13 protein-coding genes and 1 pseudogene are annotated in these 15,195 nt (G+C 70.6%); 3 read left to right on the top strand and 11 right to left on the bottom strand.

Going from position 1 to position 15,195, the window contains the following annotated elements; all coding sequences use genetic code 11:
• Nucleotides 1–30: 30 nt before the first annotated feature.
• The 3 genes and pseudogenes from ACFYWI_RS17385 to ACFYWI_RS17375 form a co-directional block, all read right to left on the bottom strand.
• A pseudogene (locus tag ACFYWI_RS17385) lies at nucleotides 31–564 on the bottom strand (lysophospholipid acyltransferase family protein); the annotation flags it as partial.
• On the bottom strand, nucleotides 561–1,388 hold the full coding sequence (locus ACFYWI_RS17380; RefSeq protein ID WP_389232353.1) for a GNAT family N-acetyltransferase: 828 nt from the start codon (nucleotides 1,386–1,388) through the stop codon (nucleotides 561–563). The gene ACFYWI_RS17380 and the pseudogene ACFYWI_RS17385, both read right to left, overlap by 4 nt.
• A 142-nt stretch (nucleotides 1,389–1,530) precedes the next feature.
• Nucleotides 1,531–2,781 carry an extracellular solute-binding protein gene (locus ACFYWI_RS17375; RefSeq protein WP_389232350.1) on the bottom strand — a complete coding sequence of 417 codons (1,251 nt, stop codon included), beginning with the start codon at nucleotides 2,779–2,781 and terminating at the stop codon, nucleotides 1,531–1,533.
• 339 nt (nucleotides 2,782–3,120) lie between these two features.
• Here ACFYWI_RS17375 and ACFYWI_RS17370 point away from each other — a divergent pair, with 339 nt between their 5' ends.
• A complete protein-coding gene (locus ACFYWI_RS17370; RefSeq protein WP_389232347.1) occupies nucleotides 3,121–3,336 on the top strand; it encodes a dodecin in 216 nt (71 codons plus the stop codon).
• A gap of 112 nt (nucleotides 3,337–3,448) precedes the next feature.
• On the opposite strand, the gene ACFYWI_RS17365 is transcribed toward ACFYWI_RS17370, so the two are convergent.
• Nucleotides 3,449–3,940: a hypothetical protein gene (locus ACFYWI_RS17365; protein ID WP_389232343.1), complete on the bottom strand. Its 492-nt coding sequence runs from the start codon at nucleotides 3,938–3,940 to the stop codon at nucleotides 3,449–3,451.
• Nucleotides 3,941–3,999: 59 nt separating this feature from the next.
• On the opposite strand from ACFYWI_RS17365, the gene ACFYWI_RS17360 reads away from it, so the two are divergent.
• On the top strand, nucleotides 4,000–5,070 hold the full coding sequence (locus tag ACFYWI_RS17360) for an LLM class flavin-dependent oxidoreductase (RefSeq protein ID WP_389232340.1): 1,071 nt from the start codon (nucleotides 4,000–4,002) through the stop codon (nucleotides 5,068–5,070).
• Nucleotides 5,071–5,280: 210 nt separating this feature from the next.
• Here ACFYWI_RS17360 and ACFYWI_RS17355 read toward each other — a convergent pair whose 3' ends face one another.
• From ACFYWI_RS17355 to ACFYWI_RS17335, 5 genes are all read right to left on the bottom strand, one after another.
• On the bottom strand, nucleotides 5,281–6,108 hold the full coding sequence (locus tag ACFYWI_RS17355) for a tyrosinase family protein (protein WP_389232337.1): 828 nt from the start codon (nucleotides 6,106–6,108) through the stop codon (nucleotides 5,281–5,283).
• Nucleotides 6,109–6,127: 19 nt separating this feature from the next.
• Nucleotides 6,128–6,532, bottom strand: coding sequence for a tyrosinase cofactor (locus ACFYWI_RS17350; protein WP_389232334.1), 405 nt, complete (start codon nucleotides 6,530–6,532; stop codon nucleotides 6,128–6,130).
• 1,013 nt (nucleotides 6,533–7,545) lie between these two features.
• Entirely contained in the window at nucleotides 7,546–8,295 is a 750-nt protein-coding gene (locus tag ACFYWI_RS17345; protein ID WP_389232331.1) for a succinate dehydrogenase/fumarate reductase iron-sulfur subunit, read from the bottom strand.
• Nucleotides 8,292–10,238, bottom strand: a complete 1,947-nt coding sequence (locus ACFYWI_RS17340; protein ID WP_389232328.1) for a fumarate reductase/succinate dehydrogenase flavoprotein subunit — start codon at nucleotides 10,236–10,238, stop codon at nucleotides 8,292–8,294. The genes ACFYWI_RS17345 and ACFYWI_RS17340 overlap by 4 nt, the downstream gene beginning before the upstream one ends.
• A 1-nt stretch (nucleotide 10,239) precedes the next feature.
• A complete protein-coding gene (locus ACFYWI_RS17335) occupies nucleotides 10,240–10,947 on the bottom strand; it encodes a succinate dehydrogenase (protein WP_389232324.1) in 708 nt (235 codons plus the stop codon).
• Nucleotides 10,948–11,030: 83 nt separating this feature from the next.
• Between ACFYWI_RS17335 and ACFYWI_RS17330 the strand changes: the two genes are divergently transcribed.
• Entirely contained in the window at nucleotides 11,031–11,933 is a 903-nt protein-coding gene (locus ACFYWI_RS17330; protein ID WP_389232320.1) for a LysR family transcriptional regulator, read from the top strand.
• Nucleotides 11,934–12,040: 107 nt separating this feature from the next.
• Here ACFYWI_RS17330 and ACFYWI_RS17325 read toward each other — a convergent pair whose 3' ends face one another.
• Nucleotides 12,041–14,212 (bottom strand): putative bifunctional diguanylate cyclase/phosphodiesterase, encoded by a 2,172-nt coding sequence (locus tag ACFYWI_RS17325; RefSeq protein WP_389232317.1) that lies wholly within the window; start codon nucleotides 14,210–14,212, stop codon nucleotides 12,041–12,043.
• Nucleotides 14,209–15,021, bottom strand: a complete 813-nt coding sequence (locus tag ACFYWI_RS17320; RefSeq protein ID WP_389232314.1) for an SAM-dependent methyltransferase — start codon at nucleotides 15,019–15,021, stop codon at nucleotides 14,209–14,211. Before ACFYWI_RS17320 ends, ACFYWI_RS17325 begins: the two co-directional genes overlap by 4 nt.
• Between the last annotated feature and the right edge of the window lie 174 nt (nucleotides 15,022–15,195).

Genomic DNA, 15,195 nt, shown 5'->3' with positions numbered 1-15,195 from the left:
CGCGTCCAGGGCGGCCTGGAAGGCGGCCGGCCGGAATCTTCCCTGGTCACGGCCGCACCAGGTGGAACCCTCGGGGAAGACGACCAGCCTGGCGCCGCCGCGCATGACCGCCGCCATGGACGCCACGGTCGCCGGCAGCGTGCGCAGCCGGTCCCGTTCCAGGAACACCGTGCCGCCGCGGGCTGCGATCGGCCCGAGGACCGGCCAGCGGCGGATCTCGCTCTTGGCGACCATCCGCCCGGGGAGTATCGCCGCGACCAGCGGGATGTCCAGCCAGGAGATGTGGTTGGCGACCACGAGGGACGCCCGCCGCGGCTGCGCGCGTCCGACGATCCGTATGCGTACCCCGAAGGCGCGCAGCACCGCACGCGCCCAGCAGCGGGTCAGCCGGTCACGGAAACCGGCGCCGAGAAGCAGGGCGAGCGGCGCGAGCAGCACACCGGCGGCGACGGCCGAGGTGCCGGCCAGCAGCCGGGCACCGGCGGCGATCCGGCCGGCCGCCGGGCCGTGATGGGTGGCGCAGCCCTGCGGCGTGCAGGGGGCAGTGGGCAGCCAGGCGCTCATCGCACAGGAGCAAGGGAGAGGAAGTGCCGCAGGTAACGGGGGTTGGTGCGGTGCAGGGAGAGCAGGACGTACAGGTCGGCGACGCCGAAGTCCGGGTCGTGGGCCGGTGCCCCGCACACCCAGGCGCCGAGCCGCAGATAGCCGCGCAGCAGCGGGGGGAGCTCGGTGCGCCCTTCGGGCCGGGCGACGGCGTCGGGGCTCCACAGCTTGTGCGGGGTGACCCAGTACTCCTCGGGTGCGAGGTGTTTGGCCTTCACCGTGTCCCAGGTGGCTGCCGCGAGCGTGCCGCCGTCCGCGAGCGGGACGGAGCAGCAGCCGGCCAGCCAGTTGTGCCCGCTGCGGGTCATGTAGCGCGCCAGGCCCGCCCAGATCAGCGCGATGACGGCGCCGTTGCGGTGCAGGGGGTGCACGCAGGAGCGGCCGACCTCGACGAGGTCGTGACGGATGGGGTCGAGCCGGGAGAGGTCGAACTCGGTCTCCGAGTAGATCCGTCCGGCGACGCGGGCACGCTCGGGCGGCAGCAGCCGGTAGGTGCCGACCACATCCCCGGTGTCGGCCTCCCGTACCAGCAGATGGTCGCAGTACGCGTCGAAGGCATCGATGTCGAGGCCTGGCTCCGGACCGTCCAGCCGGGCACCCATCTCCCCGGCGAACACCTGGTGGCGCAGCCGCTGTGCGGCCCGTACCCCCTCCTGGTCGCGGGCGAGCGAGACGACGTAGCGTGGCTCGCCGTTCTCGGGGACGGGGACGGGAACGACGGCCGGCGCGGGCGCGGTCGCCTGGGCGGGCAGCGGGGCGGGAACGACGAGGGGGGATGCGGGCATGGCGGGCTCCTGTGCCGGACGAAGGGGGCGGACCGCGGGTGCGGCGGCCCGGCTCCTTACTTCTTCCGTGGCCGACTGGATTCGACATGACCGCCCGGCGGAGAGCGGATGTGCGAACGCTGAATGCCGGGCATTGGCGGCGTCAGGGCAACAGCCCCAAGGTGATGCGCTTGGAGGCGGCACGGGCCGCGCGGGCGGGGTCCGCGCCCTGGAGCACGGCCGTCATGTACGGCTTGATCGGATTGTCGGCCTCGACATCGGCCCACTGCGGTGAGTTCGGGGTGGCTCTGCCCTGCGCCGCGCCCGCGGCCATCGCCGCCGTGCTCTCCTCCCCCTCGATGACATCGGCGAGGGTGGTCTTGTTGGGAACGTAGTTCATGGTCCTGGCCAGGTCCCTCTGCCACTGTTCGCTCGCCAGCGCCTTGACGACCTCCACGCCCGCGGCCCGCTCCCGCGCGTTCTCGGGCACGATCAGATCCGAACCGCCGGTGAACACCGAGCCGGGCACGGACGACGTCTTGCCCGGTACCGGGAAGTAGCCGAGCTTCCCCTTGAGCGCCGGGTTCGCCTTCTCGATGACGGTCGCCGCGCCCGGTATCGCGATCATCTGGGCGACCGTGCCCTCGGCGAAGACGTCGGCCTGTGGCGGTGTCATCTCGTCGGCGTTCCTGGGCCCGTTGCCGTGCGACTGGAGCTTCTTGTAGAACTCCATGCCGCGCAGCGCCGCCGGGGTGTGAAGCGTCCCCTCCCAGCCGCTGCCGCGCTCGACGGCCAGCTCGCCGCCCTCGTCCCAGATGAAGCCCGCCAGGGTGTACCAGTCCTGGCCCGAGAGATAGATGCCCTGGTTGCCGCCGACGTCGAGTCTCTCGGAGACCTCCAGCCACTCGGTGCGGGTCTTCGGGGGCACTTTGATGCCCGCTTCGGCGAACAGGTCCTTGTTATAGATGACGACGCGATTGGCGGCATACCAGGGGATACCGTACTGCGAGCCGTCGATGCTGCCCGGTTCCGCGAGGCCGGGCAGCCACTCCTCGTTGCCGAGGTCGCGTACCGATTCGAGGGTGAGGTCGAGCAGACCGTCGCTCTGCGCGTACTGGGCGACCTGGGTGTTGCCGACCTCGATGACGTCCGGGGCGCTGTCGCTCCCGAGCACGGTGGTGATCTTCTTACCGATGCCCGTCCACTCCTGGAAGGTGACCTCCAGATCGACGGACGGATGATCCTTCTCGTACGCGGTGGTGAAGCGCTCGAGAAATTCCTCGGAAACGCTGTCCTGCATCAGCCAGATCCGCACGGTGTGCGTGTCGGAACCGGTACCCGGAACGAGCCCGCAGCCGCCGAGCGTGGCGGCGCACACGAGTGCGGCGGGCAGAGCGAGCGAGCGGTTCAGCACCAGAGGTCACCTTCTGCGTGGGCAAGGAGGATGGACCCGACGTGGGGGGAAGCGCGCGCGCTCGCCAGGGTGTGTGGGCTGGATTTTGGTATGGACCAAAGGGTCGGTCAAGACCGCGCAGGGAGGCCGAGAGCCCGCCGCGGTGCCGAGGCGATCGCTGTGCCGGCCCCTGTCGGTCCGTCATGGGGTCACGGGGGCGGTGTCCTCGAAGGCCGGCCCGGTAGCCCGGGGGGCGGCGCGCGTGAGCCGGCCTGCTACGGAGTGAGAACCTGGTCCGCCTCGCGCGCCGCCCCGGGGTGGGGCACGGTGGAGTGAACGCATGAGAGGAGCGCGACGCACATGTCGAATCACACCTACCGGGTCACCGAGATCGTGGGCAGCTCGCAGGAGGGCCTCGACCAGGCCATTCGCAACGGCATCGCCCGGGCGTCCCAGACACTGCGGGAACTCGACTGGTTCGAGGTCACCCAGATCCGCGGCCATATGGTGGACGGGCAGATCGAGCACTTCCAGGTCGGCCTGAAGGTCGGCTTCCGGCTCGAGGACGGCGTCTGACCGGTCCGGTACGGGTCACCCGGCGGGTACGGCCCCCGTCGGCGCGTCCCGGCGGATACGGTCCCGGCCGGCGCGGCCCGGCGGCATGGCGCGCACAAGGGCACAGGGCAGGTCAGGTGCGGCCCTTGCGCTCCTGAGCGTCCCGCATCGCGGCGGTCGCACCGCCGGCCCATCGGGCCCTTACGACCCGGAAACCCGCCCGCTCGACGTCGTCGCACACCAACTCGTCGTCGTCCACCAGCATCCGGATCTCCCGGTCGCGGCCGAGCCTGCGCAGGATCTCCAGCTTGGTCCTGCGGGCCGGCCGCCGGTCGTCGTTGCGCCGCATGAAAACGCGCCCCTCGGGCAGGCCCTGCGCCTCGAGCCAGTCGAGGGTGTCCTTCCGGCACCGCTCGGGCCGACCTGTGAGGTAGACGACCTCGGACTCCGCCGTGGCCGCCAGACACAACGCCACGCCCTCGTCGAGGGGTTGGTCCTGGGGCGCGGCCGCGAAGAAGGCATCCCAGGCGCGCGGGCGGCGCTCCAGGAAGTGCTGGCGGTGGCCCGAGTCCGAGAGCGTCCCGTCGAGATCGAATACGGCCAGAGGCCTGCTGCTGCCTGTCACGTCGACCACCTTAGGGAACGCCACGGGAATCGTGGCCAGGGGGATGCGTTGAACCGGGTGTGAGCTCAGTGATCGCATCCACCCGGCTGTCCGTACTCGACCGCTCCCGCATCCGCGAGGGTCACGACGGGCCCGCGGCGCTGCGCGACACCGTGCGTCTCGCCCAGGACCTCGAATCCCTCGGCTACCACCGCTTCTGGGTCTCCGAGCACCACAGCGTGCCGGGTGTCGCGGGCTCCGCACCGACCGTGCTGGCGGCCGCCGTGGCCGCGGCGACATCGACGATCCGGGTCGGCTCGGGCGGGGTGATGCTCCCCAACCACCAACCTCTCGTCGTCGCCGAGCAGTTCGGGGTGCTCGAGTCACTGTTCCCGGGCCGTATCGACATGGGGATCGGCCGTTCGGTGGGCTTCACCGACGGCATCCGGCGGGCGCTGGGCCGGGACAGGAGTGACGCGGACGACTTCGCGGCCCGGCTGGAGGAGCTCCTCGGCTGGTTCACCGGGGAGCAGAGCGCCCATCCGCAGGTGCACGCCCGCCCCGCGGAGGGCCTGCGCGTCCCGCCGTATCTGCTGGCCACCGGCGAGGGAGCAGTGATCGCGGCCCGTGCGGGTCTGCCACTGGTCATCGGGGATCTGCGAAGCCGCGACACGATGCTGAGGGCCGTCGAGGACTACCGGGGCCGGTTCCGTCCCTCGCTGTGGGCCCAGGAGCCGTATGTCGTCATCGCGGGAACGGTCGTGGTCGCCGGCACCGAGCAGGATGCGCGCCGGCTGCTGCGACCGGAGGCCTGGTCGCTGGCGCACTCCCGTACGCACGGCGCCTTCCCACCGCTCGTGCCGCCGGAGCGGATCGGGTCGATGCCCATGACGGCCCGGGAGCGCGCCTTCTACGAGGCCGGGCTGGAGGGGCATGTCGCGGGGACCGAGGAGCAGGTGGCCGACGCGCTCTCGGCGGTGATCAAGGACACTGCTGCCGACGAGGTGATGGTCACGACCAGCACCTACGACCGCGAGGCGCTGCTGGACTCCTTCCGGCGGCTGGCCGGCGTCGCGCAGCTGGCGCCGCACGGCACGGCGCTGGACCGACCTTCAGGAGCGTCGGGAACCGTCCGTTCCGCACACCCCTGACCGCCGATGGAGTGATCGCGACGGTCACGGCCGGCTCCGCCTCGGCCGGGGGACCGGCCGCCGTGGACCGTGGTCCACGACGGCCCGGCGCACCGTCGGACGGCCCCCACCGGGTCCGGTCCGGCCACCGCACCACCGGTCCCCCGGCCGAGGTGGCGCGGGCGGCGGGCAGCCGCACCGCGCCGTGTCGCGCCCGGTTGGAGGCCCGGGTCAGGCGGCTGTGTCGTACGTGTAGTGCGGGGTGTGGTCCAGCATGTCCGCGGGGGTCACGTCGTTCCACGGGCGCATGGTGTCGCGCAGGTCGACGACGTTCGCGGTGCCGGCCGCGGGCAGATACGTGGAGCCGGGGTGGCGGGCCTGCCACTGCGTCCACAGCTTGTCTATGAAGCAGTGGTGCATCCAGAACACCGGGTCGTTCGGGGAGACGCCGGTGCCCATCTGGCCGCCGACCCAGACATGGACCCGGTTGTGCAGATTGACGCCGCGCCAGCCCTCGAGATGGTTGCGGAAGCCGTCGGAGGCGCTGTTCCACGGCGGCGCGTCGTACGTTGCCATGGCCAGGACGGAGTCGACCTCGGCACGGGTGGGCAGCTGCCGGCCGCCGGATCCGAGGTCGCGGCGCAGATAGCTGCGGCCGTCCACACGGACGTTGATGGGCCAGACGCCTCGGGCGCCGGCGAACGGCCCGTCCATCACCTGGCCGTCCCTGGCGCGGCCGGTGCCGCCGAGGAAGTCAGCCGCCCACAGGGAGGAGGCGGTGGTTCGGTCGGCGGTCCAGTCCCAGTACGGCAGCGCCACCGACGCGTCGACGGACTGCAGGGCCTGCTCGAACTGGATGAGGAAGCGGCGGTGCCAGGGCAGGAAGGACGGCGACCGGTGGCCGACACGGTCCCCGTTGTCCGTGTCGCTCATGATGAAGGCGTTGTGGGTGGTGACGAAGGAGTCGTACCGGCCGCTGCGCTTGAGTTCGAGGAGTGCGTCGACGAAGCTGCGCTTCTCGGTGGCGGTCAGCTGTGCCTGGTTCTTGCGTACGGTCATGGCGCTGGATGCTCCGGGATCAGGAGAGGTCGAGGGGTACGAGTGCGGCACCCTGGAGTTCCACGACGGCGGCACGGGCCACGGCACGCGGCGTGGCGAACGTCTCGTAGTGGTTGACGACGCTGATCCAGGTTCCGTCGGCGTTGCGCATCACATGCAGTTCCTTGCCGTCGACGCGCACGGTGTACCCACCTCCGTGGTGGTCGTGATGACCGCCCCCGTGCTTCGGGCCGCCTTGTATTCGGCGCCCCTTGTAGACCTCGTCGAAGGCTGCGGGCGGAGCCGGCGCGGCGGACGCGTCCGCGGTGTGCGGTGCGGCGGACGCGTCCGATGCCGGCAGGCCCGGCGCCGCGCCGGCGACCGCGAGGCCTGCGGCGGCGCCGGCTACGGCGCCCAGGGCCTGGCGGCGGGTGAGTCGGGACATGGAAGAACCCCCCAGGGTGTGGCTGTGGTCGGTCGGCGGTGTGGTCGACGCCGCCGCTGCCATGCCTACAGGGAGGCCCGCGGCGGGCCGAAGTCGACGGGGCCCGGTTGGCCGCGATACGGACATGTCCCCATACGATGTGCAGAGTTGAACCAAGTTGATCTTGCTCCCGGCGCCGTCCGCGTGACGCATGAAGCGAATATTCCGCGGCAGACATGACATTCTTGTGAAGAATCTCCTGTCAGAGGTGCGCAGTTGTGCCCGTCCTCACACAGGAAACATGTCCGAAACATATGCCGGACCCGGCCCGGCACGCGTCGGCCGAACACCACGGACCAGGGCGAATACGGTCCTCGCGACCCGTGCTGCGCACAGCCGGCGTCCGGTCATGGGACGGCACGTCCGCCGCGACGCGCGTGAACTCCTCAGCCGCCGCGTGCGGGACCGGCGGGGCCGGACGGCGCAGATCCGCTGAGCGAGGGTCCACCGGCCAGGCCGCAAGGCCACCCTCGGCTCTCTGCGGACCACCGGGCCCTGGTCGAAGGCCACCGAGGACCCCGCACTCGGCGGGCAACGCGCCCAATGCCGCCGCGGTGGCGTGGGGTGCACTCCGGTGCGCGCAGGTCGGGCTGCTGCCGCCGATCCGGCCTTCCGCGGCTGCTGAGCACACTGGGCACCCGGCACCGTCGCCCAGTGCGCTGGGACGACTTCGAGGAGCCGCTGAGCGCACCGCCGCAACGTGATCCCGCGATGGAGCTGGACGCATTCGTCGCCGGAATCCGCCGGGTCAGCCCCTCGTCGAGAGTGGTCGTCCCCGACTGCCGGACGCTCTACGGAGCCGACATGCTGCCCGCCGGGGCCTCGTCGCCCTGTGTCCGACCTGCCGGGCCGGCCGGCACCCGGCCGCCACCGCCAGCCGGTTCGGACGACGCGACAAGGGGCGGGACGGCTTGCCCCGCGGGGTGCGCACCGGACCATGCCGCCACCCGACAGCCGTATTGACGGTACGTCAGCTATCGACGGCGCACCCTTCTTGTAGCCCGCAGCCACTCCTTGTTCATGGCCGCGATCGAGGGCAGCGGAATGCCCTTGGGGCAGGCGGTGGCACACTCTCCGGCGAGGGTGCAGCCGCCGAAGCCCTCGTCGTCCATGGTGGCGACCATGTCGAGCACCCGGGTCTCGCGTTCGGGAGCGCCCTGGGGGAGCACATTGAGGTGGTTGATCTTCGCCGAGGTGAACAGCATCGCCGAGCCGTTGGGGCAGGCCGCGACACAGGCGCCGCAGCCGATGCACTCGGCGTGCTCGAAGGCGAAGTCGGCGTCGGGCTTGGGCACCGGCGTGGCGTGGGCCTCGGGTGCGGAGCCGGTGGGCGCGCTGACGTAGCCGCCCGCCTGGATGATGCGGTCGAAGGCCGAGCGGTCGACGACCAGGTCCTTGACGACCGGGAAGGCGGCGGCCCGCCACGGCTCGATGTCGATGGTGTCGCCGTCCCGGAAGGACCGCATATGGAGCTGGCAGGTGGTGGTGCGCTCGGGCCCATGGGCGTCGCCGTTGATGACCAGCGAGCACGCGCCGCAGATCCCTTCGCGGCAGTCGTGGTCGAAGGCGACCGGGTCCTCGCCCCGCAGGATGAGTTCCTCGTTGAGTGCGTCGAGCATCTCCAGGAACGACATGTCGGAGGAGATCCCCTCCACCTCGTAGGTGGCCATGGCACCGGGTGCGTCGGCGTTCTTCTGGCGCCAGACGCGCAGGGTGAGCTTCATGCGTAGCTCCGCTGGGTCGGGTGGACGTACTCGAAGACGAGGTCTTCCTTGTGCAGGACGGGCGCGGTGCCGGTCGCCGTGAACTCCCAGGCGGCCGCGTACGAGAAGTCCTCGTCCTTGCGGGCGGCTTCGCCGTCCGGCGTCTGCGACTCCTCGCGGAAGTGGCCGCCGCAGGACTCGGTGCGGTGCAGTGCGTCGAGACACATCAGCTCGGCGAGCTCCAGGTAGTCGACGACGCGGTTGGCCTTCTCCAGCGACTGGTTGAACTCCTCGTCGGTGCCGGGCACCTTGATACGGCGCCAGAACTCCTCGCGGATCCGGGGGATCCGCTCCAGCGCCTTGCGCAGACCCTCGTCGGTGCGGGCCATCCCGCAGAACTCCCACATGAGTTCACCGATCTCGCGGTGGAAGGAGTCCGGGGTCCGGTCGCCGTCGACGGCCAGCAGCCGGCTCAGCCGGTCCTCGGTTTCGGCGACCGCCTCGGCCACCGCGGGGTGGTCGGGGCCCACAGCGAGGTCGAGGGGGTTGCGGGCGAGGTAGTCGTTGATCGTGGACGGCAGTACGAAGTAGCCGTCGGCGAGACCCTGCATCAGCGCGGACGCGCCGAGCCGGTTGGCCCCGTGGTCGGAGAAGTTGGCCTCGCCGATGGCGAAGAGACCGGGAACGGTGGTCTGCAGGTCGTAGTCGACCCACAGTCCCCCCATCGTGTAGTGCACGGCGGGGTAGATCCGCATCGGGACCTCGTACGGGTTCTCCGCCGTGATCCGCTCGTACATGTCGAAGAGGTTGCCGTACTTCTCCTCGACCTTCGCCCGCCCCATCCGCGTGATGGCGTCGGCGAAGTCGAGGTAGACGCCCTGGCCGCCCGGGCCGACGCCGCGCCCCTCGTCGCACACGTTCTTCGCCGCGCGCGAGGCGATGTCGCGTGGGACGAGGTTGCCGAAGGACGGGTAGATCCGCTCGAGGTAGTAGTCGCGCTCTTCCTCGGGGATCTCTCCCGGCGGGCGCACGTCACCGCGCGCCTTGGGAACCCAGATCCGGCCGTCGTTGCGCAGCGACTCGCTCATCAGCGTCAGCTTCGACTGGTGCTCGCCGGTGCGTGGGATGCAGGTGGGATGGATCTGGGTGTAGCAGGGGTTGGCGAAGTACGCACCGCGCCGGTGGGCGCGCCACACGGCCGTGGCATTGGAGTTCATGGCGTTCGTCGACAGATAGAAGACGTTGCCGTAGCCGCCGGAAGCCAGCACCACCGCGTCGGCGAGGTAGGTGTCGATCTTCCCGGTGATCAGGTCGCGCGCGACGATGCCGCGTGCCCGGCCGTCGACGACGATCAGGTCGAGCATCTCCGTACGCGCGTGCATCTCGACATTGCCGGCGGCGATCTGCCGGGACAGCGCCTGGTAGGCGCCGAGGAGCAGTTGCTGGCCCGTCTGGCCGCGGGCGTAGAATGTGCGGGAGACCTGGACGCCGCCGAAGGAGCGGGTGTCGAGCAGTCCTCCGTACTCGCGGGCGAAGGGGACTCCCTGCGCGACGCACTGGTCGATGATCGCGACCGAGATCTGTGCCAGGCGGTGGACACCCGACTCACGGGCACGGAAGTCGCCGCCCTTGACGGTGTCGTAGAAGAGGCGGTGGATGGAGTCGCCGTCGTTGCGGTAGTTCTTGGCCGCGTTGATGCCGCCCTGGGCGGCGATGGAGTGGGCCCGGCGCGGGGAGTCCTGGTAGCAGAACTGGACGACGTGGTAGCCCTGTTCGGCGAGTGTGGCACCGGCCGCGCCGCCGGCCAGGCCCGTGCCGACGACGATGACGGTGTGCCTGCGCCGGTTGGCCGGGTTGACCAGCTTGGCCTCGAAGCGGCGGCGGTCCCAGCGTTCGGCGATGGGTCCTTGGGGCGCCTTGGTGTCGGCGACCGGATCGCCGGTCGCGTAGTCCAGGAAGTGCATATCAGCTCACTACTTTGGTCATGACCGCGACGGGTACGGAGATGAATCCCGCGGTCAGCAGCAGCGCCAGCCCGTTGGCGGCGCCCTTGAGGATGCGGTCGCGGGCGGCGTTGCCGACGCCGAGGGTCTGGGCGGCGCTCCAGAAGCCGTGCCGGATGTGGAGTCCGACGGCGAGCATCGCGACGATGTAGATGGCGTTGCCGTACCAGGTGGAGAAGGTGTCCACCACGTTCTGGTAGGGGCGTCCCTCCTGGAATTCGCCCGCGTGGACCGTGCCGGTGGTCAGATCCAGCAGATGCCAGACGATGAACAGCGCAAGGATGATCCCGCCCCAGCGCATGGTGCGGGTGGCATAGCTCGCGTGGGGCCGCTTGTGCACATAGCCGCCGGGCCGTGCTCGGATGTCGCGGCGGCTGAGCTGGTACGCGCAGACCGCATGGCCGGTCACGGCGGCGAGCAGCACCACCCTCACCAGCCAGAGCGCCCACCCGTGGTGCAGAACGGGCCCGCCCATGGTGCGCAGCCAGTGGCCGTACGCGTTGAACTCGCCCGCGCCGAAGAAGATCTTGAGGTTGCCGAACATATGGGCGACCAGATAGCCGAGCATGATCAGGCCGCTGACGGCCATGACCGTCTTCTTGCCGACGGTCGATCCCCAGAACGTGCGCGTCATGGACGGTTTTCGTTCCGTCCGCGGTGCCAGAGCCATGCCGTCGACGCTACGGCCGGGCAGGGCCAGAGGTCCAAGACATGATCTGGCTCATATCGATAGCCGATGCCTATCGTGGACGTATGCAGCTGCAGCAGCTTCTCTACTTCGTGGCGGTCGCCGAGACACGTCACTTCACCCGCGCCGCCGAGCGCGTCCATGTCTCCCAACCGTCGCTCTCGCAGCAGATCCGGGGGCTGGAGAAGGAGCTGGGAGCGGACCTGTTCGGCCGGGCCCGGGGCAATGTCGCCCTCACCGACGCGGGCGAGGCGCTGCTCCCGCTGGCGCGCCGCATCCTGGCCGACGCCGACACGGCGCGCCATGAGGTGCAGGAGCTGGCGCAGCTGCGCCGCGGACGGGTGAGGCTGGGGGCGACCCCGAGTCTGTGCACGGGTCTGCTGCCGGAAGCGCTGCGGACGTTCCACGATCTGCACCCGGGCATCCAGCTGCTGATCGAGGAGAGCGGGTCCCACGACCTGGTACGGGAACTGGCGCGCGGCTCGCTCGATCTGGCTCTGGTCGTCCTGCCTCTGCCCAGCCCGTCGCCCGCGCTCACCACGATCGAACTGCTCCAGGAGGACCTGGTCGTCGTCTCGTCGGCCACCTCCAAAGCGCCCCGCCGCCCGGTGCGGATCGCCGATCTGCAGGGCGAGCCGCTGGTGATGTTCCGGCACGGCTACGACCTGCGCGAGCTGACCGTCGCCGCCTGTCGCGCCGAGGGCTTCGATCCGTCCTTCACCGTGGAGGGCGGCGAGATGGACGCCGTACTCGGCTTCGTGCGCGCCGGACTCGGCCTCGCGGTCGTGCCGAGCATGGTCGCCGAGCGGGCGGGCGGCGGCCTGCGTGTGACCCGGCTCGCGCGCCCCGGGCTGCGCCGCACGATCGCGCTCGCGCACCGCAGCGATGTGGCCCCGCCGCGGGCCGCCCGCGAGTTGCAGCGGGTGCTGCTCGACTCGCGGGCCGCCGGACGTCCTCAGCGGGGCTGAGGACCGGCGCCCATCGGACACCGCGCAGACCATGCTTCCTGGCCCCGTGCAAGGCGTCCCGCGTGGCCTTCGCCCTGCCGGGCGCGCGCACTTCTTCGCTGCGTTCCCTAAATCGCGTCGACCAGGGCCAGCGAGTGGATCCGGTCCGGCGCCCCGGGTCTCGCGTAGTACCAGCCCTGCGCGGTGTCGCAGCCCAGCTCCCGCAGCCGCTCCGCCTGCGCCCCGGTCTCCACGCCCTCCACGGTCACGGCCAGCTCCAGGCTGTGTGCCAGCGAGACGATGCCCTCCACGATCTTCAGATCGACGGGATCGGCCGGCTGGCGCTGCATCCCCTGGGTGAACGAACGGTCCAGCTTGAGCACGCTCACCGGCAGCCTGCGCAGATTGGCGAGGTTGGAGTAGCCGGTGCCGAAGTCGTCGAGCGCGATGTCGACGCCCATCTCGGCGAGTTGACGCAGCGGCTTCAGCAGATCCTCGTTCGCGCCGATCAGCGCCGACTCGGTGACCTCGAGGCACAGCGCGCCCGGTTCGAGGCCGGAGCGTTCGAGGACATCGACGGTGTCGGCGACCAGCCCGGGGTGCTGGAGCTGGGTCGGCGAGAGATTGACGTTGATTCGCAGCGGACCGCCGTCGGAGTGGCGTCTGCTCCAGAACCTGGCCTGCCGTACGGCCTCCTGGAGCACCCAGCGGCCGAGCGGCACGATCAGCCCGGTGCGTTCGGCGAGCGGGATGAAGTGGTCGGGTCCCAGTACGCCGTGCTGCGGATGGCACCACCGCACCAGCGCTTCCGCACCGTGCACACTCCCGTCGCCCAGGTGCACGAGCGGCTGGTACTCGATGAAGAACTCGCCCCGCTCGAGCGCCGCGGGCAGGGCGTTGGTCAGCCCGTGGCGGGTGATGGCGCGGGCGTCCGCCTCGGGGTCGGCGAGCTCGAAACGATTGCCGCCCGCCGACTTGGCCCGGTACATGGTGATGTCGGCGCTGCGCAGGACCTCGGCGCTGGTGCGCTCACCCGCCGGCCCCTCTACGATGCCGATGCTGCCGCGCACCGTGAACTCCCGGCCGTCGACGTTGACGGGGGCGGCGAGCACACCGAGGATTCGCCCGGCCAGATCGTCGACGGCGCGCTGGGTGTCGGGGCCGGTGGTCAGTGCCACGAACTCGTCGCCGCCGAGCCTGGCCACCATCTCGCTGGGTGCGGTGGCGCAGCTCTGCAACCGGTCCGCGACCTCCACCAGCAGCCGGTCACCGGTGGCATGGCCGAGGCTGTCGTTGATGGCTTTGAAGCCGTCGAGGTCGAGATAGCACAGCCCGAAGCGTGCGCCGTCGCGCGCGGTGACGGCCTTCTCCAGCCGTTCGAAGAACAGGGTGCGGTTGGGCAGCCCGGTCAGCGCGTCATGGGTGGCCTCGTAGCGCAGCCGCAGATTGAGCAGCCGGCGCTCCGTGGTGTCCTCCATCAGCGCCAGCTGGTACTGGGGCCGGCCTTCGGCGTCGCGCAGCAGGGAGACCGTCAGGTTGGTCCACAGCACGGTGCCGTCGTTACGGTAGAAAGGCTTTTCTATCCGGTAGTGGTCGCGTTCGCCGCACACCAGGTCCCGGTACAGCTCCCACATCTGGGGCCGGTCCTCGGGGTGCGCCCACTCGGTGACCTTGCGGCTGCGCACATGGTGCTCGAGTCCGCCGAACATCTGGGTGAGGGTGTCGTTGACCTCCAGGACGTTGCCCTCGAGGTCGGCGATCGCTATGCCGATCGCCGCTTTGTCGAACACTGCGCGGAAGCGGACCTCCGTGGCGTGCATGGCCTCAAGGGCATCGCTGCGCGCCAGAAGGGAGGAGCGCGCGATGGCCTCCTGCTCGGCGAGGGTGCGCTCGCGCAGGGCCTGGGCGAAGCCGGCCGCCAGCGTGTGCTGCAGCCGTGCGCAGCGGGCTCTGCTGTCCTCGGCGGTCTGCTGCTCGCCGTCACCCGCCCCGCAGTACAGGACGAGATAGGAGTCGATGACGCCGAGGGTGCGGCTGAGGACGTCGGGGTCCGTGCAGTGGGCGCCGACGAGCGCTTCGCCCACCTGCTGCGCGGCCTGGGGGCTGAACGGCCGTTCGTGCAGCGCCTTGGCCAACTGCCGGGCGAGCGGCAGCAGATGCTGTTCCAGCTCCGGTCGGGTCAGCGATGTGGCCGTCGCGGGGAAGATGGCCCGGCTCCAGATCGTCGCGAACCGCCGCAGCCTGTCCTCCGGGCCGTCCGGGTCCCCTGCGGCACCCGTCGGCTTCGACGCAGTCTTCACGCCTTGTGCCCCACCCCGGCGAAGCCCGAGAAGGCATACGGATCCTCCTGCTCGGGGGGCATCTCGGGCCGCCAGTGCGGCATGGAGACCAGTCCGGGCTCGACCATCCCGTATCCCTGGAAGAACCCGGCTATCTCGTCGCGCGAGCGCATGATCAGGGGGTTGCGGATGGCGCGGTAGACATCGACGGCACCGCCCGCCTCGTCCTGCGACACGGGCACGCCTTCGTAGGAGGCGTGTGTCAGGACGATCAGGCTGCCGGGGGCCAGCTCGTCCCGCAGTTCGGCCACGGCCGCCTGCGGGTCGTCCTCGTCCTCGATGAAGTGCAGGACGGCGACGAGCAGCAGCGCCACGGGGCGCTCCAGGTCGAGCAGGCCGCCGACTTCGGGGCTGTCGAGGATCTGGCGGGGCTTGCGCAGATCGGCGGCGACGATCGCGGACTGCTCGTCGCCTTCGAGTACGGCCCGGCTGTGGGCGACGGCCACCGGATCGTGGTCGACATAGACGACGCGTGCGTCGGGGGTCGCTTTGCGGGCGACTTCATGGACGTTGCCGAAGGTCGGGATGCCGGAGCCGATGTCGAGGAACTGCGTGATGCCTTCGCCCACCGCGTAATGCACGGCTCGGCGCATGAACGCACGGTTCGCCTGCATGATCTTGGGGAGGCCCGGCATGAACTCCATTGCCCTGCGCGCCGCTTCACGGTCGACCTCGAAGTTGTGCGAGCCGCCCAGGTAGTAGTCGTAAATGCGGGACACGCTCGGCACCGATATGTCGATGCCCTGCGGGGCCCAGGCGGGACGCTCCATCGAAGTCTCCAACAAGTCGCCACGGGGAGTTCGGCCATGTCCATGGCCAGCGTTCGAGCCGAGGCTACTGATCGCCCGCCAAGAGGGCGAGCCCAAACGGAAATTAGCGGTCCGTTCTTGGTCACACGCGAGCGGCACATGCAACCGGCCCGCCGTCACGCGGGGAGCGTGAGG

It is taken from the genome of Streptomyces sp. NPDC002889 (assembly GCF_042888425.1).
Taxonomy (GTDB): Bacteria; Actinomycetota; Actinomycetes; order Streptomycetales; family Streptomycetaceae; genus Streptomyces.
This window is presented reverse-complemented; position numbering and strand designations above follow the sequence as displayed.